Source organism: Mesorhizobium sp. B2-5-13 (assembly GCF_006440535.1).
In the GTDB taxonomy this organism is placed as follows: Bacteria; Pseudomonadota; Alphaproteobacteria; order Rhizobiales; family Rhizobiaceae; genus Mesorhizobium; species Mesorhizobium salmacidum.
In genome coordinates this window covers 41839-60311 of sequence record NZ_VFUI01000001.1, presented here as the reverse complement: position 1 = coordinate 60311, position 18473 = coordinate 41839, and the positions used below count along the sequence as shown (strand labels likewise).

Sequence of the window (18473 nt, the reverse complement as noted above, 5' to 3'; positions counted from 1 at the left end):
GCAGATCATGCGGCTTGATCAACGCGGCGATTCGGCCCATTCGAGTGGAATGACCGGCCAACAGGATGATTTCAGCCACCTCGATCGTGCCGGCCGCGCCACGGCAAACGTCGCGCGCAGCCCGCGCTTGACGGTCAACGTCGTCGTCGGTGTAAGCATCGCACTGGCCTGGCTGCTGCTTGCCGCGATGGCGATTCGCAGCGCCGAAGCCCAGATCAGCGCGCCAGGCGATGCTTTGTTGCGTAATTTGCCGCAACTGCCGTTACCGGCCGTCTTCGAACGGTTCTTCGCGCTCTGCCTTTCACCAGCGCCGCTCGACGCAAGCATCGGCCCGCATACCCTGGCGCTCATCCTCATGTGGTTTCTCATGGCGATCGCCGCGATGCTGCCATCCGCGGCACCAATGATCCGCATTTATTGCGAGATCGCCGATACGGCGCGGATCAAAGGGGAGTCAGTCGTCCATCCGCTGGTGCTGGTTGCCGGCTATCTCTACGTCTGGCTTGCCGCCTCGATGTTGTTTGCGGCACTGACACTTGCCGTCCACGCATTCGCCGCCTCCGGAGAGATATTCGATCCGGTGCTTGGCGTTGCTGGTGGGCTCGCCTTGCTGGTTGCCGGCCTCTACCAGTTCAGCGGCCTCAAGGAGGCCTGCCTGACGAAATGCCGGAACCCGTTCTCGATCCTGTTTTCGAACTGGAGTGCCGAGACGGTCCGCGTGTTTCGGCTCGGCGCCGCGCAAGGCATCTGGTGCCTGGGATGTTGCTGGGCATTGATGCTGGTGATGTTCGCCGTGGGCGTGATGAATGTCTTCTGGATGGCGCTGATCGGTGTGTTCACTCTGATTGAAAAACAGACGACGGGCAGTCTTCCAACCCGGCTGGCCGGTGCGATACTGCTTGTCTGGGCAGCCGCGCTGCTAGTAGTCTCGCTATGACGGGGGGAAATTCGATGGCAGATCAAAGCTGGGCAATGAAAGGAGAGCTCGTACTCTCCTGCAATTGCACGGTTTTTTGTCCTTGCGTGCTGTCGCTTGGCAGTCATCCTCCGACCGAGGGCTATTGCCAGACCTGGGCGGGTTTTCGTATCGACGCCGGCCATTTCGGCGAGGTCGACCTTTCCGGCCTCAATCTTGGGCTGATCATGGAAATCCCCGGTTACATGAGCCGCGGCAACTGGACCGCGGGCCTGTTCATCGACATCAGAGCCTCGGTCTACGTGGTCAAGGCATTGACCAAGATCTTCACCGGCAAGGCCGGCGGGACGACGTCGCTGCTCTCAATCCTTGTCGGCAAATTCCTGGGCGTCGAACAGGTGCCGATTACCTACGAGACGCGGGACAAGACGCGTATTTTCCAGATACCGAAGATCATCGACGGGGCGGTCACGCCAATCGCGGGCAAGGACCGCGAGAAGGATACGGTGATCACGAATTCCGAATACTGGATCGCGCCGGAGATCATCGTGGCGAGGTCCGACAAGAGCAAGATGCGCGCCTTTGGCCGCAACTGGAATTTCGCCGGCCGCTCGGCCGAAATCTGCAAGCTGGATTGGCGGGGCCCGTGAGAAAGAACACAAAGGCCCGGAAAATCGCCGAGAAGATCACCGAGCGGATTCCGCGACCGAAGAAGAAGGTCACCTGGCCGCAGGCGCGCGCGTTTTCGGTGCATCTGCTGACCGCCTCCGGTTCGTTCCTGGCTTTCCTGTCGCTGGTCGCGGCGAGCGAGGAGCGCTGGACGGCAATGTTCTGGTGGCTCGGACTGGCGCTGTTCGTCGATGGCATCGATGGGCCGATCGCCCGAAAGCTGGAGGTCAAGGAAATCCTGCCGACCTGGTCCGGCGAACTCCTCGACAACATTATCGACTATGTGACCTACGTGCTGATCCCGGCCTTCGCGCTCTACCAACGGGGCTTCATGGGCGAAGGCCTCTCGTTCCTTTCGGCCGCCATCATCGTCGTGTCGAGCGCGATCTATTATGCCGACACCGGCATGAAGACGAAGGAGAACTTCTTCAAGGGATTCCCCGTGGTCTGGAACATGGTGGTGTTCACTCTATTCGTCATCGAACCGGGACAATGGGTTTCGTTCGCGGTGGTCGTGGTGGCCGGTATTCTGACTTTTGTCCCGATAAACTTTATCCATCCGGTGCGGGTGGAGCGGCTGCGGCCGATCAATCTCGGCATGACACTGTTGTGGTGCGCCTTTGGCGCGCTTGCGCTTGCGCAGGCGGCGCTCGCCGCTTTCTACGATCAGATCGGCGTGCTGGGCGAGCAGGTCGGCACCTTCACCAAGATCGGCATTACCGTTACCGGGCTCTACCTTGCAACCATTGGTGGCCTCATGCAGTTCTTTCCAAACCTCGGCGCCAAAAAGGCCTGACCAGCCGCTTTTCAAGGAATCCCGTCCATGTCCAAAGCGATCCGCATCCATGCCAATGGCGGCCCGGAAGTCCTGACCTATGAAGACGCCGATCCCGGCCAGCCGGGTTCGGGCCATATCCTGATCAGGCATACCGCGATCGGTCTCAACTTCATCGATGTCTATCATCGCTCGGGCCTCTATCCGCCGCCCGGCGGGTTTCCGCTCATTCCGGGCAGCGAAGCCGCCGGCATGGTGCTGGAAGTCGGCCAGGGCGTCGACTGGCTGAAGCCCGGCGACCGGATTGCCTATGCCGTGACGACGGGCGCTTATGCGCAAGAGCGCGTCATCGATGCCAGCAAGGTCGTCAAGGTGCCGGACGGCATCAGCGACGAACAGGCGGCCGCCATGATGCTGAAGGGCATGACCGCGGAATATCTGCTGCGCCGGACCTTCAAGGTGAAGGCAGGCGACACGATCCTGTTTCATGCAGCGGCCGGCGGCGTCGGGCTCATTCTGGGCCAGTGGGCGAAGCATCTCGGGGCGACGGTCATCGGCACCGCCAGCTCTGCCGACAAGATCGAACTGGCCAAGGCACACGGTTTCGATCACGTCATCAACTACAAGGAGCAGGATTTCGTCGCCGGCGTCGCCGCCATCACCGGCGGCAGGAAATGCGACGTTGTCTATGATTCCGTGGGCAACGACACATTTCCGGCCTCGCTCGACTGCCTCAAGCCGCTCGGTATGTTCGTCAGCTTCGGGCAGTCTTCCGGACCCATCCCGCCGTTTTCGATGTCGCTGCTGGCGCAGAAAGGCTCGCTGTTCGCCACGAGGCCGACTCTGTTCGTCTACAATGCTAAACGCGAGGACCTCGACGCCTCCGCCGCCGCACTGTTCGAGGTTGTGCTCAGTGGTGCTGTCGAGATTAAGATCAATCAGCGCTATGCGCTGAAGGACGCGGGCAAGGCACATCAGGATCTTGAAGGACGTAGAACGACAGGTACGACCGTCCTAGTTCCCTGACGACAGTCTGCCTGGGTTTTCAGCGTCCTGCCGCAGCGGCGGGCATGGTTTGCACGAAAAGCCGGCCAGCCGTATCCTTGTGCGAGAAGGGCTAATCTTTACCCTTGAGTTTCCGCTGAAATTCTTGAAGCTCTTTCAAGTCGGGTGCTGCTTTCGCACGAGAGCCGGCCGCGCATACGATGCTTGCGGGAACACAGAACATGTCCGGTAATCCGGATGGGAGGCACTGTGAGTGCAAATCATGATGGGGCGAACCTGCTTGAAGTTCGTGGCCTGACCAAGATATTCGGCACGTTGACAGCGTGCGACCATATCGACCTCAACATCGCCAAAGGTGAAATCCACGCTTTGCTCGGCGAAAACGGCGCCGGCAAGTCGACGCTGGTCAAGATGCTGTTCGGCTCGCTGGAGCCCAATTCGGGCGAGATTTTCTGGAATGGCCAGGCGGTGCGGATCACCGACCCTGGCGCCGCCAAGAAGCTCGGCATCGGCATGGTGTTCCAGCATTTTTCGCTGTTCGAGGCGCTGACGGCTGCCGAGAACATCGCGCTGTCGCTGGATGACGGCTCGCCGATCAGCAGCATCGCGGCCAAGGCGAGGGCGCTTTCCTACAGTTACGGCTTGCCGCTCGATCCGGAATCGCTGGTCGGCGATCTTTCGGTCGGTGAGCGCCAGCGCATCGAGATCATCCGCTGCCTGCTGCAGACGCCACAACTCATCATCCTGGACGAGCCGACATCGGTACTGACGCCACAGGAGGCCGACAAGCTGTTCGAGACGTTGGAACGGTTGCGCTCGGAAGGCAAATCGATCCTCTACATTTCGCACCGGCTCGAAGAGGTCAAACGCATCTGCGACCGCGCCACGGTGCTGCGGCATGGTAAGGTGGTCGGTCACTGCAATCCGCGCGAGCAGACAGCCTCATCGCTCGCCCGCATGATGGTCGGCAGCGAGGTGCAGGCCGTGGTGCGCGCGCCGGTCGAGGGTATCGAAACCGCGCAGCCGCTGCTCGAAATCCGCGGCCTCAACCGCAAGCCGGCAACGCCGTTTTCCATTCCGCTCAAGAACATCAGCCTCAATGTCCGCGCCGGCGAGGTGATCGGCATTGCTGGCGTCGCCGGTAATGGCCAGGGCGAGCTCTTCGAATCCGTCTCCGGTGAGGTTTTGCAGCAGGATACCGCCTCAGTGCGCATTCGTGGCAAGGACGCCGGCGGCCTCACCATTACCGGGCGGCGCTTGCTGGGGGGTGCCTTCGTGCCGGAGGAGCGTCTCGGCCATGGTGCCGCACCGCGCATGAAACTCTCGGAAAACCTCCTGCTGTCGCGCCACGCCACGGACGGCAAGGCCTTTGTCGGCGCCGGTGGCATGGTCAGGAGCGGCGCCGTCTACGCCGCTTCGCAACGCATCATCGAGGCGATGGATGTGCGCAAAAGCGCGCCGGATCCCGAAGCAGCGGCACTTTCGGGCGGCAATCTGCAGAAATTCATCGTCGGCCGCGAACTCGACCGCCGGCCAAGCGTCATGGTGGTGAACCAGCCGACATGGGGCGTCGACGCCGGTGCCGCCGCCCACATCCGCCAGGCCCTGATCGAGCTCTCTCGCAGCGGATCGGCCGTACTGGTGATCAGCCAGGATCTGGACGAGCTGTTCGAGATATCGGACGCGATCGCGGTCATGCACAATGGCGAATTGTCCAAGCCGATGCCGATCGCCGAGGCGACTTTCGAGAAGGTCGGCCTGTTGATGGGCGGCGCCGAACCCGGCCACGCCGAACACACGCTGGAGACGGCATGATGCGCCTCGAACTCGTCAAACGCCCGCAGCGCTCGGCGCTGTTTTCGATGCTGTCGCCGTTCATCGCCTTCGCGCTGACCATCATCACCGGAGCCATCATGTTCGCGCTGCTCGGCGTCAACCCGCTCAACGCATTCAAGATCTATTTCATCGAGCCGATCAGCCAGGTCTGGCAATTGCATGAGCTGGCAATCAAGGCCGCTCCGCTGATCCTGATCGCTGTAGGCTTGTCGGTCTGCTACAAGGCCAACATCTGGAACATCGGCGCCGAAGGCCAGTTCATCTTCGGCGCAATCTTCGGCTCCATCATTCCCGTGCTGTTTCCGCAATTCGAGGGCCCGCTGGTGCTGCCGCTGATGCTTCTGCTGGGCATGGTCGGCGGTGCGGCCTACGCGGCGATCCCGGCCTTGCTGAAGACCCGGTTCAATACCAACGAGATCCTGACCAGCCTGATGCTGGTCTATGTCGCGCAGCTGTTCCTCGACTGGCTGGTGCGCGGTCCCTGGCGCGATCCGCAGGGACACGGCTTTCCGCAGACGATCCAGTTCGGCGACTCGGCCGTGCTGCCGGAGCTGATGCCCGATGCCGGGCGAGCCAATTGGGGCTTCGTCTTCGCCCTGGTTGCGGCGGTGCTGATCTGGATCCTGATGGGCCGCATGCTCAAGGGTTTCGAGGTCCGCGTGCTGGGCTCCAGTCCGAGGGCAGGGCGGTTCGCCGGTTTCGGCCTGAACCGCATGGTGTTCTTCGCCTTCCTGCTGTCGGGCGCGCTGGCCGGGCTTGCCGGCATCTCGGAAGTCTCCGGTGCCATTGGGCAACTGCAGCCCGTGATTTCGCCCGGCTATGGCTTCACCGCCATCATCGTGGCCTTCCTTGGCCGCCTCAATCCGCTCGGCATCGTCGCCGCGGGCCTGGTTCTGGCGCTGACCTATCTCGGCGGCGAGGCGGTGCAAAGCGCGCTCGGCATTTCCGACAAGGTGGCGAGGGTGTTCCAGGGCATGCTGCTGTTCTTCGTGCTCGGTTGCGACACGCTCATTCATTACCGCATCCGATTGATCGGCCTGGCGCTGACCAAACAGGAAGCCCCCGCGAAGCTCGAGGCCGCGCCAAAGTTGAAGGAAGCCCGCTGATGGACATTACCGTCAACATCCTCCTGACCATCGCAACGGCGGCGACGCCGCTTTTGATCGCGGCGATCGGCGAATTGGTGGTCGAGCGCTCCGGCGTGCTCAATCTCGGTGTCGAAGGCATGATGGTCATGGGCGCCGTCGGCGGCTTCGGAGCCGGCTATCTGACCGGATCGCCCTGGATCGGCCTCCTGGCGGCGATCGCCGTGGGAGCGCTTTTCTCCCTGCTGTTTGCGGTCATGACGCTGTCGCTGGCCACCAACCAGGTGGCGACCGGCCTGTCACTGACACTGCTTGGTCTCGGGCTCTCCGGCATGATGGGAACGCGCTTCGTCGGCCAGCCTGGTGTCAGGCTGCCCAATCTCGACATTCCCGGCCTTAGTTCGATTCCAATCGTGGGCAGGCTGCTCTTTGGCCAGGACCCTGTGTTCTACATTTCGATCGCGCTGACGGCCGCGGTAATGTGGTTTCTGTTCAAGACGCGTACCGGGCTGACGCTGCGTTCGATCGGCGACAGCCACACATCGGCGCATGCGCTCGGCATCAAGGTCATCCGCTTCCGCTACCTGGCGGTCATCTTCGGCGGCGCTTGCGCCGGTCTTGCCGGCGGGCATCTGTCGCTGGTCTATACGCCGCAGTGGGTCGAGAACATGTCCGCTGGTCGCGGCTGGATCGCGCTCGCACTGGTGGTGTTCGCATCCTGGCGGCCATGGCGGGTGCTGGCCGGCGCCTACATCTTCGGCGCGGTCTGGATCGGCCAGCTTCATGCACAGGCTTTTGGCATTCCGGTGCCCTCGCAGATGCTTTCTTCTCTGCCCTATCTGGCAACCGTCGTGGTTCTCGTTCTAATCTCGCGCAACAAGCGTCTGACGATGATGAACACGCCGGCCTCCCTCGGGCAGCCATTCGTTCCGGATCGTTGACAACAACAAAAAGACGGGAAGCTCCAAGGCTTAACACAGAGAGGTAACACAATGAAAAAACTGCTTATTGCCCTGATGACGACGACAGCGGCTTTGTCGCTGGCGGCGTCCGCAGAGGCCGCCGACAAGTTGAAGGCCTGCTGGGTCTATACCGGCCCGATCGGCGATTTCGGCTATTCCTACCAGCACGACCAGGGCCGCCTCGAGGTCGAGAAAGCGCTCGGCGACAAGGTCGAAACCGCCTATCTGGAGAACGTCTCCGAAGGCCCCGACGCCGACCGGGCTTTCGAGCGTCTGGCGCGCGAAGGCTGCAAGATCATCTTCGGCACCTCGTTCGGTTTCATGGACGCCGAAGTGAAGGTCGCCAAGAAGTTTCCCAAGGTGATGTTCGAGCACGCCACCGGATACAAGACCGGGGACAATCTCGGCATCTACAATGCGCGCTTCTATGAAGGCCGCTACGTGCTCGGCCAGATCGCCGCAAAGGAATCGAAGTCCGGCGTCGCCGGGTACATCGTCTCCTTCCCGATCCCCGAAGTGGTGATGGGCATCAACTCCTTCATGCTCGGCGCGCAATCGATCAATCCGAACTTCAAGGCCAAGATCGTCTGGGTGAACTCTTGGTTCGATCCGGGCAAGGAAGCCGACGCCGCCAAGGCACTGTTCGACCAGGGCGCCGACATCATTGTCCAGCACACCGACTCGACCGCTGCCCTGCAGGTGGCCGAAGAGCGCAAGCTGCACGGCTTCGGCCAGTCGTCCGACATGATCAAGTTCGCGCCGAACGCGCAGCTGACCTCGCTGACCGACGAGTGGGGTCCTTATTACATCAGCCGCGTGCAGGCAGCCATCGACGGCTCCTGGAAGCCGGACAATGTCTGGCTCGGCATCAAGGACGGCGCGGTCAAGCTCGCGCCCTACACCAACATGCCCGACGACGTGAAGGCGATGGCCGAAGCGACCGAAAAGAAGATCGCCGGCGGCTGGAACCCCTTCACCGGGCCGATCGCCAAGCAGGACGGCTCGGCTTGGCTGAAGGACGGCGAGGTCGCCGACGACGGCACGCTGCTCGGCATGAATTTCTACGTCAAGGGCGTCGACGACAAGCTGCCGCAATAAGCAGCGGATCACCTCGGATACTGAGAGGGCGCCGCGAGGCGCCCTTTTCATTTGTCGGGAAAGCGAGGAAGGGTCAGACGGCCGAACCGTAGAGATCATAGGCATCGGCGCGCTCGACCTTGACGGTGACGATATCACCGGCGCGCAACGGCCGGCGCGACTGGATGTGGACCGAGCCGTCGATCTCAGGCGCGTCATATTTGGTGCGGCCCTTTGCCGAGTTCCCGTGCGCTTCGTCGATCAGCACCGGCAGCCGTTTGCCGACCTTCCTGGCCAGCTGCGTCGCTGAGATCTTCTGCTGGCGCTGCATGAAGCGATGCCAGCGCGCCTCCTTGATCTCCTGAGGCACCTGCTCGAGCCCAAGGTCGTTGGAACGGGCGCCCCTGACCGGCTCGTATTTGAAGCAGCCGGCGCGATCGATCTTCGCTTCATCCAGCCAATCGAGCAGCATCTCGAAATCGTCGTCAGTTTCGCCGGGGAAGCCGACGATGAAGGTCGAGCGGATGGCGAGATCCGGGCACACGTCGCGCCAGCCGCGAATGCGCTCAAGCGTCTTTTCGCCATGGGCGGGCCGGCGCATGTTCTTCAGCACCTGCGGCGAGGCATGCTGGAAGGGGATATCCAGATAGGGAAGGATTTTTCCCTCGGCCATCAGCGGAATGACGTCGGCGACATGCGGATAAGGGTAGACATAGTGCATGCGCACCCAGATGCCGAGCTTGCCCAACTCCTCCGAGAGATCGAGGAATTTCGCCCGCACTTCGCGGTCGCCGAACATGGACGTCTGGTACTTGATGTCGATGCCGTAGGCGCTGGTATCCTGCGAGATGACGAGGAGTTCCTTGACGCCGGCCTTGGCCAATTTTTCGGCTTCGCGCAGCACATCGGCCGCAGGCCGCGAAACGAGGTCTCCGCGAAGTGCCGGGATGATGCAGAAGGTGCAACGGTTGTTGCAGCCTTCCGAAATCTTCAAATAGGCATAGTGGCGCGGCGTCAGCTTGACGCCCTGCGGCGGCAGGAGGTCGATGTAGGGATCGTGCGAGGGAGGGGCAGCCTCATGGACGGCGGCCATCACGCTCTCATAGGCCTGCGGCCCCGTGATCGCCAGCACGTTGGGGTGCTTCTCGCGGATCACGTCCGGCTCGGCGCCCAGACAGCCGGTGACGATGACCCTGCCGTTTTCCGAAAGCGCGGAGCCGATGGCGTTGAGCGACTCGTCGCGAGCGGAATCAAGGAAACCACAGGTATTGACGACAACGAGATCGGCGCCGTCATGCTTGCGGGCGATCTCGTAGCCCTCGGCCCGCAGACGCGTGATGATGCGCTCGGAATCCACGAGCGCCTTCGGGCATCCAAGGCTGACGAAACTGACGCGAGGGGCGGACATAGGCAAGTTTCCAATGGGGGCACGGGCCGAAGCGGTGCCCCGGCCTCAAGTCGCTGTAAATGTCGGTCTGTGGCGCATGGCCGGAGCCAATACGCGCGGCGCAATAGCACGGGTTCAGCAATCAAGCAAACCTGTCGATGGGCTGGTCCACGCCATCAGGGTGGCTCAGTGGCCTCCTGATCCGAACCAGGGTGCCAAAAAAGCGAAATGATCGGGGAATTGCTGCACGGCCCCATCAAGCAGCATCTTGACCGCGACATAGAGGATGATGACCAGGCCGACATAGGCAATCCAGCGGTATTTGTGCAGCAGACGCGCGACGAACGACGCGGCAAAGCCCATCAACGCGATCGACAGCGCCAGTCCGACAATCAGCACAGTCGGATGGTTCATGGCCGCTCCCGCCACGGCAAGGACATTGTCGAGCGACATCGACACGTCGGCAATGACGATCTGCCAGGCGGCTTGCGAGAAGGTCTTGCTTGGCCCCTTGCCGCCGACGACGCCATCCTTGTCGAAGTCGCCGTTCGACAGCGCTTCGGTGGCGTCGCGCTCGTCGTCGTGGCTGACACGCAATTCGCGCCACATCTTCCAGCAAACCCACAGCAGAAGCAGGCCGCCACCGATAAGCAGCATGGGACCAATGGTCAGCAGCCATTGCGTGATCAAGGCGAAGAAAATGCGAAGAACGGTTGCAGCCGCGATGCCGACAAGAATGGCTCGCTTGCGTTGGCTGACCGGCAGGCCGGCCGCCGCGAGGCCGATGACAATGGCATTGTCTCCCGCGAGGGCAAGATCGATAGCGATGACCTGAAGAAGAGCCGAAAAGCCCGCGGTGGTAAAAATTTCCATCGACCTGGAAGCCCTTCGTCGAGTGTTCGTCGTCGATCGTCGCAACGGGCCTAAAGGCATGGTCCGCTGGCGTCAAGTCGCAGCACCGGACAACGCTGGAAAACCATTTTCGTGGCGGTGAAACCACGCGAGATTCTCAACAGCCGCCGACTGCAGCCAGATGCCGGCGCGAGCCCGCGAGAACCTAATCGTAGAGATTGTACTTCGCCCAGTCGGCTTCCGGGATCTCATCCCCGATCCGATAGCGGAGCTGGAGAACGTCCATATGGTCCGGCCCCGTCTGGCATTTGAATTTCAGCCGGTACCATTGTCCCTTGCTGCGGAACGCCGCACCAGGGCTCCGGATCGCGTCGGCGCTCATCTCTGGCGTCGCGAAGGCGTATGCGACGACGCGGTCGGCCTTGAACTTGCGGTCGTCATGAGAGATGCGGTCGAGGATTTCGGCGTCGCAACGCTGTTCGAGGCGAGTTTGCGGATCGAGTTTCAGGAGGCCGGCGCGCAGGGCGCTGTCCATGGCGCTGGCCGGAAAAGCCAGGGCCAAGGACGCCACGGCCGTCATACATAGTGTCTTCATGGGCGGGACTAGCAGCATGTTTTGTCTGAAAAATCAACCAACAGGCCTGGCAGGTTCCCGTGTTCAGGCGGTCGGCGCGTTCAAAATCCCGTGTCGTGTTTCATCGTCGGACGACCGCGGCCAACGGATCAGCGAGGCGTGCGTAACGCCGTCCCCAAGACTTGGCCGGCGCCAACCTGTTGTCGGAGAAACACCTTGGTGTCCTGATCGAGATTCCGCCAATCGCAGTCGCACAATGCAGCTTCCATGGCATAGAGCGCGAGGATCGTCACATGCCGGCCAAATCGAAACTTCAGGCGACGATAGGCTTCGACCGAGCCGAGATTGCGCAAATCGTCGTCGGAGACAATGTCGATTTCCGCCAACATCCGCGCCGTCGCCGGGCCAAGGTTTCGCATGTCCTGGATGCGCACCATCACCATGCATCCCCTGGTTCGATCGGCAAATCCCGCTCAAAATGACCGACGGCATAGAGGCACGTTCACGATCATCCTGGCGAACTGTCCGGGGCCTGCGGCCAACGGATCAGCGAGGCACGGCCAGCGTCGGTGAGATCGTAGACGCCGCGGTCGACGCGCGCGAACCAGCCATAGACATTATGCAGCAGGATCTTTGGCGCAAGCGGCGTCAGCGCCTTCAGGTCGCGTGGGCGCTTGGGCCCGTCCGCCAACGCCGCGGCGCAGGCGAGGGCGCTCTGCCGGTAGGCGGTCATGATCGGAATGCGCGATCCTCCGCCGGCGACAGGATCGCCGCGGCGGCGCTGGTGCTCGTCGACAAGGCGAGAACGCCGTCGCGCATTCTTGCGCGGCGCCACGGCGATCGGACTGAGAAGCACTTCGACCCGATCATTGGCGGTTACGCCAATCAGGCCGAAGCCGAGCCGACGGCAAAGGTTGCGGAACCTGGCATCGCTTTCGCGCCCCTTGCCACGCGCCGACATGCGCGCCGCCAGCCACACTTCATCGCAAGCAGCCGCGCGGTCGACGCCCTGCAGAACCAACTCGAGATTGAACTGCAGTTTCAACTCGCAGATGACGACGATCGGGGGCTCTCCCTCGCGCAGCGCGACGATATCGCAGCCGGCAATTTCGCCTTTCACGACGAAGTCGAGGTTTTCGAGGAAACGCTTCACCGGCGCATAAAGTGAGGTCTCGTTCATGCCGCAAGGCTTAGCCGATTCGACGTGAAAAGCCTCGCAGGCGAAATGATGTCTCGCGTGCATGGCCCGGAGCTGGGACTCCGGAAGCGGTGCGGCAGGGCTCAAGGATGAATTTTTTTGAGGAAAGCCAGCAGCACGTGGTTGAACTGGTCGGGACGCTGCAAGGGCGCGAAATGACTGACGTCGGACAGCATGACCAATTCCGATCCCGGTATGCTGTGGGCCAGATAGATCGCGTGCTCGTCCTTGATAAACTCGTCGTGCTCGCTTTGGACGATCGCCACGGGCACGCCGATGTCTCCCAGTTCGGCGGCGCCGTAATTGGGTTCGCTCTTCATCATCAGGCCGACAGCTTTGACAAACGCATCGAATTGACCTGGCGTGGTCGACAGCTCGGCATAGTCCTTTTTGTGCCGGCTGAAACACCGCTCGATGACCGGAGTGGCCTCGAACTCCTTCGTGCCGCTGGGATCCATATTGCAGCCGAAGAAGAACACACCCGCGATGCGATCGGCGGCCTTCATCCCAAGGATCAGGGCAACGCAGGCGCCATCGCTCCAACCCACTGCGATAGCCTTGTTCAATTGCAGGCGGTCCATCACCGCCAGGACATCCGAGGCCATCAGTTCGTATTTGTACGGCCGTTCGTCGCGGGTGCTGCGTCCATGGCCGCGGCTGTCGATGGTGACGACCTGATAGCCGTGCTTGACCAATGACGGGACCTGAAATCCCCAATTGCCGCTATGGCCAAGGCCGCCATGCAACAGGATCACGGGATAACCCGTCCCAAACGTCGCGTACCAGATCTTTGCGCCCTCGTGCTCCACCTGACCTTCGTCCGCCGCGGCCGGCAAAGGAGCGGCGCCATGCGCTTCGAATTTCGTGAGGTCGTCGTCGCGATAATCCATGCCGAAACCAGCCTCGTGGCAAATTGCGCAGGACTTACATTAATCGCCGGCACCCGCCGACACCAACCCACGAAGGAATTTCTGCTGCCATCAGGCGACACGACAAGTGGGGTTGTGTTGCCGCCCTGAACGCCGTTCGGCGCGAAGCAGCCAGCATCGGGCGGCAACAGCCGCGGTCAATATCTGCCGTCAGGTGTTGCTCTCCGGCATTGCCCGATTCGATCGTTTCCTGCGGCGCAGCAGTGGATAGCCAATCTGTCCGAAGTAGCTGGAGGGGACCGGATCATCGACGCCATACTTCTCAGGCACTTTGTTGCCAGTCGCATTGTAGGTGCCGAACACCACGTCGAGGAAGGGCAACTGTCCGGCGAAGTTCTTGTCATAGGCTTCGCGTTGGTTGGCATGGTGCCAGCGATGGAACTGCGGGCTGGCGATAAGCCACTTCAAGGGGCCGAACGGAATTCGCAAGTTCGAATGAACGAGCAGCGTGTGCCAGAAGTAGATGACGGAAAAGACCGCGATCGAAGCTTCGGAAAATCCGAGAAAAAAGATCGGAGTCAGCGAAATTGCCTTCGTGATTATGGAGTCGACGGGGTGAGAGTGGAATGCACCGAGCCAGTCCAGTTCCTCGATGCCGTGATGGACCGCATGGAACTTCCAAAGCGCGGGGATTTCGTGAAACGCACGGTGCGCCCAGTAGACACCTGTATCGGTAATCACGATGATTTCGGCGACCTGCAGCCAGATTGGCTGGCCGCCGATCGCGTGCGTTACCGATTGCGGAACCAGTATTGCAGCGGCTTCGAGCGTGTTCGCCGCGATCAGGACTACTACTGCCTTTATTACGAGGCCGTTGAACAGCATATAGATCAGGTCGACACCCAAGCCGTCGCGCAGGATCTTCTGCGGTCGCTCTGCAAACAGATGCTCGAACGGAATGAAGATCAGCGCGCAGATCAACAGCCCCTTGATGCCAAAGATATCCATTCGACCGCTATCGCCTTGCCTTGGCCAGCGCCACCCGCGCTTCAGTTTCCGACAGAACCACATTTCTCCTTTCGAAAGGCTTGATGCCGGCCGCCTGTGTCATGCTCACGGCTTGTCACGCACTCGCCGTGTGTCACATCCGCGTCGCAAGCTGGCGCTACTTGGTCGGCGCGCGCTTGTCGAACGCAGCGCAACGCGCGTCCTCCTAGGACTAACCCCTCCGGTCCCTGCCGGCGGGGTTTTTCATTTTCCAGAACCATATTGTCGGTCGCGAGTTGTCCTTGCTATTGTGGCATTGCGGTCAGCACAGGGACGCCCATCATGGATGCAAGCGAAATGAGTGCGATCGGCGACACCCTCATGAGGATCGTCACGCCCGACATGTCTCCCAAGCAGCTTGTCAAAGCTGCCCGGAAAGCGCACCCCAAGGCCTCCAAGAAGGACATTGCGAGAGCAGCCTTCTTCTCGATCATCGCGAACGCGGACCAGGACATCGGCAAGGCCAGGAACCTGCAGGCATTTGCCATCGCGGAGCGCACACAGCAATCAGACTGAGCAAGTCGGCGCCTTGGCGTTGGACTTACTATCGCTGCGCGATCACACTTCATCGCCGGGGATAAGCCGCCCGGCAAACCGACATGACGGTATCGCGCAGCCAACGATGCGCCGGGTCGGCATCCATGCGAGGATGCCACATCGCCGATATCTTGAACTCCGGAATGGGAAGCGGGAGCTCGAAGCTCTCGAGACCCGCCGTGACGGCATGGTCGCTTGTGCCGGCGTTGCCGAAACACGAGCGCGGCACGGTCGCGACCAGATCCGATTGGCGCACGATCCGCATTGCATCGGGGTAGCCGGGCACGATAACCACGACGGTGCGTCCAAGGCCAAGCTTCACCAAGGTTCCATCGATCGGCTCGACGACATTTCCTTCCCGTGATGCCACCACATGCTTGCAGGCGGCGTAGCGTTCGGGCGTCACACAGGCGCCCGTCAGAAGCGGGTGTCCGGCCCGGGCCACGCCGACATATTTGTCGTGGAACAGGAACTGGGTGCGTATCTCGGGCGCGGACGTTCCAAGCAAACCGATCTCCAGATCGATGAGACCTTCCCGAAGCGGACGCGCGTCCTTGTCGGGCTTGGGTGTGAAGCGCAGGCGAACACGGGGCGCCGCACGGGTGACCGCAATCACGACCGGGCCGGAAAGGAATTCCAGGAATGCTTCGCTGGCGCGAATGGTGAATGTCAATTCGAGCTTGGCCAGGTCCAGGCGCATGTTTTGCGGCCGTAGAACAGCTCGCACATCCCGGCTGAGCTCATGGACGCGATCGCGCAATTCCGTGGCGCGGGGCGTGGGCACAAGCCCGCGTCCGGCCCGGACGAGCAGCGGGTCGCCGGTGGCAGCGCGAAGTCGCGTGAGCGTCCGGCTCATCGCCGAGGTGCTCAAGCCGAGCCGGCGGGCCGCCCCCGTCACGCTGCCTTCGGCAAGCAAGACGTCCAGCGCCACGAGAAGGTTCAAGTCCACATTGTCCATGGCACAGCCTTATCGCAGCTGTTCTGGCAGACATAGCGCCGGATGCAATCATAGTTTGAATTTGGCGCGTCTGGCGCGTGGCTTCCGCTTGCCCATATCTGCGGTCACCCAGCAAACGAAAGAGATTGCCCATGTCCGCAGACGTTCTGAACACCCCATCAGGTACAGCCCTTCTTATCGGCGCATCGCGCGGCCTCGGCCACGCAATGGCGGCCGAGTTCCTCAGGAAAGGCTGGCACGTCGTTGGCACGATCCGGGAAAGCGGCGGCCGGACCAAGCTGCACGATCTCGCGGATGAGTTCGACGGCCGGCTCGAAATCGAGACGGTCGACATCTGCGAGCCCGATCAGGTCGCGGCCTTGCGCGACCGGCTGTCGGGCAGGGCATTCGACATAGTGTTCGTCAATGCCGGCGTGACAAACAACCCGGCTGAAACGATCGCTGATGTGACGACCGACGAGTTCGTTCGCGTGATGGTCACAAATGCACTCAGCCCGATGCGTGTCCTCGAGAGCCTGGAGCCATTTGTCCCGGCGACCGGTCTGATCGGCGTGATGTCGTCCGGGCAGGGCAGCATTTCCAACAACGAAACAGGTCAACGTGAGGTCTACCGCGGCAGCAAGGCGGCGCTGAACATGCTCATGCGAAGCTTCGCGGCCCGCCATGCCGCAACATCGCGTGCCATGGTGCTGATGGCGCCTGGATGGGTCCGTACTGAGTTGGGCGGACCAGATGCACGGCTCAGCATCGAGGAAAGCGTGCCCAGCCTTGTGAACGTCCTGCTTGCCAGGCGGGGAACCTCGGGGTTGACCTATGTCGACTATCTCGGCCGCACCGTCCCCTGGTGATATGGCCCGCCAAGCGGAACGTCGCAAACGTCACCGGCACCGCACGATGGTTCTGGAGAAAGAGGGAGAAAGGATCGAGCGTCGGCGCTCAATCCTTAAGCGTCGGTCCTGTGCGGAAAGTGCAGGCGTCTGAAAGCCTACATGTTGCTGGCGGCGTGATGCTGCGGCGGAGCCGGTCTGTTCTTGGCGGGCCGGGGTTTGATGTGAACCGGCCGATCGGCGAGTGTTTTCACTATCGGCGGCATCACGCGCTGCTTGGCAGCTACGCGCTCGCGTTTCACCATCTTGGCGACAAAGCTCCGCACTTCAAACATAAAGGGCTCCTCCCAGATGCCCTCCCGCGAGTCCATCGTACGCCTGCTGAAGGCCAACCGCATCTAGATTCGGCATGGTTAACCCGCCTCCCTGCCTTTGCTGCTGCTCCTGGGCCTCACCGCAGCGCTGGCCGTCGTCGGCGCCCCGCTGCTGCACTGAAAGGAAACACGATCCCCCCACATCAAAACTGCATATTTGCAAGTTTAGCTCGGCTGCTCAGGTGCCCGGGCTGTGGCGGAAAAGTCACGCAACCCGGATAATGCGGTGCTTCAACTGGTGCGCGCTTATTATGCAACCAGGCGAGGCGTATCGTCATCGAGGGTAAAAGGGGGCCACCCTTGACCGCACGCGTTTCATTTCCTCCCATGAACTAGCGCCCGCTACGCAAAACGTGGCGGGCGTTTTCTTGATTCAGGGCGTCAAGGCGCGGCGGGTTCGGCTTCCACATTGTCAGGCTCGACAGCCGTCAAGAGGCAGTGCTTCAAGCCACCGCCGACAAATTTATAGCGCTCCACAAGGGTGATCCCGTGAAGGCGCTAAAGGAAATGATCGTGCTCAATGGGCATCTGCAACAGCGGCTCGATACGTTGTCCGAATCGCGGAAGCGCCAATGACAAGGCCTAAAGACTTTCCGCCACTTTGGTTTGGTGCATCTGATGTGCACCAAGCAGCGCATAAGCTGATGCACCTCATGTCGGGAGAAATCCTCCGGCTGGATATAACGTCTTCGGCGTATCAGGTTATTTTGGCGACCTATGAAATGCTGATCGAAGGGCTATAACCATTGCAGCCTATTTTTCGCCCCTGAAATCCTGCAATGCCTTTGCCGCCTGGGGGAATTCGGACCCAGAACCGAATCGATCTGGCTGGTAGGTTGGTTAGTTGGTCACTAACCAAAAATCGCCAAACCCTATGGTTTCCGGGCTTTTCAGGGCGTGACTTGGCGGAGGGAGTGGGATTCGAACCCACGGTGAACTTGCGCCCACGCCGGTTTTCAAGACCGGTGCCTTAAACCGCTCGGCCATCCCTCCAAGTAGTTACAAACGCTGCGCTTTTTAGATTCTGCGTCCGGTCGAAAAATGCCGGCTGCTACGCACTTTGCAACTATTTGCGTTTTCGATCGCTGCTTATAGCCGCCTGCAACGCGACGTCAACTTGCTCCGCTACGTCGGCCTGCATTCCCGGCATCACATGGGAATAAACGTCCAGCGTGATTCCGATGTTCGAATACCCCAGGCGCTCACAGCCGCGCCGCCAAACAGAGACCAACATTGGAACCAATCCACTGTGGTCTGTTGTCTCCGCAGCGCGGAGATGTCCCCTCAACTCCTGGCGAAAGTCCGCTGCCCGAGGCAACGGGCTTTCTTGTTTTTGGAACCCGAACCTCCCGTCCTTGTTTCTGGAGAGAACTAAAGGAGGCGCATATGGAACCGAAGTCATCACGCGACGTGCCAGGTCCAAAGCCCCGCAAGGACAAAGACAGAGACACCCGAGAGGCTGTCGTCAAAACGCCCGAGAAGACGAACAATTGGGACCATGACGCCGTGCATGGAGATGGCGATA

General features: G+C 61.2%; 19 protein-coding genes and 1 tRNA gene. 10 read left to right on the top strand and 10 right to left on the bottom strand.

What is annotated here, in order from left to right; translation table 11 throughout:
* Positions 1-7 precede the first annotated feature (7 nt).
* From FJ434_RS00325 to FJ434_RS00290, 8 genes are all read left to right on the top strand, one after another.
* Complete coding sequence (locus FJ434_RS00325) at positions 8-937, top strand: DUF2182 domain-containing protein (RefSeq protein ID WP_140750355.1); 930 nt, start codon at positions 8-10, stop codon at positions 935-937.
* A 14-nt stretch (positions 938-951) separates the two neighbouring features.
* Positions 952-1566, top strand: coding sequence for a DUF1326 domain-containing protein (locus FJ434_RS00320; RefSeq protein ID WP_140505343.1), 615 nt, complete (start codon positions 952-954; stop codon positions 1564-1566).
* Positions 1563-2381: a phosphatidylcholine synthase gene (gene pcsA / locus FJ434_RS00315; RefSeq protein ID WP_027142699.1), complete on the top strand. Its 819-nt coding sequence runs from the start codon at positions 1563-1565 to the stop codon at positions 2379-2381. Before FJ434_RS00320 ends, pcsA begins: the two co-directional genes overlap by 4 nt.
* 27 nt (positions 2382-2408) lie before the next feature.
* Entirely contained in the window at positions 2409-3386 is a 978-nt protein-coding gene (locus tag FJ434_RS00310; RefSeq protein WP_140711583.1) for a quinone oxidoreductase, read from the top strand.
* A 216-nt stretch (positions 3387-3602) separates the two neighbouring features.
* On the top strand, positions 3603-5180 hold the full coding sequence (locus FJ434_RS00305) for an ABC transporter ATP-binding protein (protein ID WP_181166011.1): 1578 nt from the start codon (positions 3603-3605) through the stop codon (positions 5178-5180).
* Entirely contained in the window at positions 5177-6307 is a 1131-nt protein-coding gene (locus FJ434_RS00300) for an ABC transporter permease (protein ID WP_140750359.1), read from the top strand. The genes FJ434_RS00305 and FJ434_RS00300 overlap by 4 nt, the downstream gene beginning before the upstream one ends.
* Entirely contained in the window at positions 6307-7227 is a 921-nt protein-coding gene (locus FJ434_RS00295) for an ABC transporter permease (RefSeq protein WP_140505335.1), read from the top strand. Before FJ434_RS00300 ends, FJ434_RS00295 begins: the two co-directional genes overlap by 1 nt.
* Before the next feature lie 51 nt (positions 7228-7278).
* Complete coding sequence (locus FJ434_RS00290; RefSeq protein WP_027142704.1) at positions 7279-8346, top strand: BMP family ABC transporter substrate-binding protein; 1068 nt, start codon at positions 7279-7281, stop codon at positions 8344-8346.
* A 73-nt stretch (positions 8347-8419) separates the two neighbouring features.
* Here the strand turns inward: FJ434_RS00290 and rimO are convergent, their stop codons facing one another.
* From rimO to FJ434_RS00255, 7 genes are all read right to left on the bottom strand, one after another.
* A complete protein-coding gene (rimO, locus tag FJ434_RS00285) occupies positions 8420-9733 on the bottom strand; it encodes a 30S ribosomal protein S12 methylthiotransferase RimO (protein WP_027142705.1) in 1314 nt (437 codons plus the stop codon).
* A 165-nt stretch (positions 9734-9898) separates the two neighbouring features.
* Entirely contained in the window at positions 9899-10585 is a 687-nt protein-coding gene (locus FJ434_RS00280) for a TerC family protein (RefSeq protein ID WP_140505329.1), read from the bottom strand.
* A 184-nt stretch (positions 10586-10769) separates the two neighbouring features.
* On the bottom strand, positions 10770-11177 hold the full coding sequence (locus FJ434_RS00275) for a DUF930 domain-containing protein (protein ID WP_032935075.1): 408 nt from the start codon (positions 11175-11177) through the stop codon (positions 10770-10772).
* Between the two features lie 110 nt (positions 11178-11287).
* On the bottom strand, positions 11288-11575 hold the full coding sequence (locus FJ434_RS00270) for a TfoX/Sxy family protein (protein ID WP_181166012.1): 288 nt from the start codon (positions 11573-11575) through the stop codon (positions 11288-11290).
* A 71-nt stretch (positions 11576-11646) separates the two neighbouring features.
* A complete protein-coding gene (locus FJ434_RS00265) occupies positions 11647-12318 on the bottom strand; it encodes a DUF2161 family putative PD-(D/E)XK-type phosphodiesterase (RefSeq protein ID WP_140750361.1) in 672 nt (223 codons plus the stop codon).
* A gap of 101 nt (positions 12319-12419) precedes the next feature.
* Positions 12420-13226 carry an alpha/beta hydrolase gene (locus FJ434_RS00260; RefSeq protein ID WP_140750363.1) on the bottom strand — a complete coding sequence of 269 codons (807 nt, stop codon included), beginning with the start codon at positions 13224-13226 and terminating at the stop codon, positions 12420-12422.
* A gap of 189 nt (positions 13227-13415) precedes the next feature.
* Positions 13416-14213 (bottom strand): sterol desaturase family protein, encoded by a 798-nt coding sequence (locus tag FJ434_RS00255; RefSeq protein WP_140750365.1) that lies wholly within the window; start codon positions 14211-14213, stop codon positions 13416-13418.
* 321 nt (positions 14214-14534) lie between these two features.
* On the opposite strand from FJ434_RS00255, the gene FJ434_RS00250 reads away from it, so the two are divergent.
* Positions 14535-14768 carry a hypothetical protein gene (locus FJ434_RS00250; RefSeq protein ID WP_135880345.1) on the top strand — a complete coding sequence of 78 codons (234 nt, stop codon included), beginning with the start codon at positions 14535-14537 and terminating at the stop codon, positions 14766-14768.
* 49 nt (positions 14769-14817) lie between these two features.
* Here FJ434_RS00250 and FJ434_RS00245 read toward each other — a convergent pair whose 3' ends face one another.
* Positions 14818-15747: a LysR family transcriptional regulator gene (locus tag FJ434_RS00245; RefSeq protein ID WP_140750367.1), complete on the bottom strand. Its 930-nt coding sequence runs from the start codon at positions 15745-15747 to the stop codon at positions 14818-14820.
* Between the two features lie 131 nt (positions 15748-15878).
* Here FJ434_RS00245 and FJ434_RS00240 point away from each other — a divergent pair, with 131 nt between their 5' ends.
* The gene (locus FJ434_RS00240) at positions 15879-16595 is read left to right on the top strand and encodes an SDR family oxidoreductase (RefSeq protein WP_140750369.1); all 717 of its coding nucleotides are present in this window, start codon (positions 15879-15881) and stop codon (positions 16593-16595) included.
* A 137-nt stretch (positions 16596-16732) separates the two neighbouring features.
* Here the strand turns inward: FJ434_RS00240 and FJ434_RS00235 are convergent, their stop codons facing one another.
* Both FJ434_RS00235 and FJ434_RS00230 read right to left on the bottom strand, forming a co-directional pair.
* Positions 16733-16945 (bottom strand): hypothetical protein, encoded by a 213-nt coding sequence (locus FJ434_RS00235; protein WP_140711572.1) that lies wholly within the window; start codon positions 16943-16945, stop codon positions 16733-16735.
* 906 nt (positions 16946-17851) lie between these two features.
* Positions 17852-17941, bottom strand: a tRNA-Ser gene (locus FJ434_RS00230).
* Positions 17942-18473 lie beyond the last annotated feature (532 nt).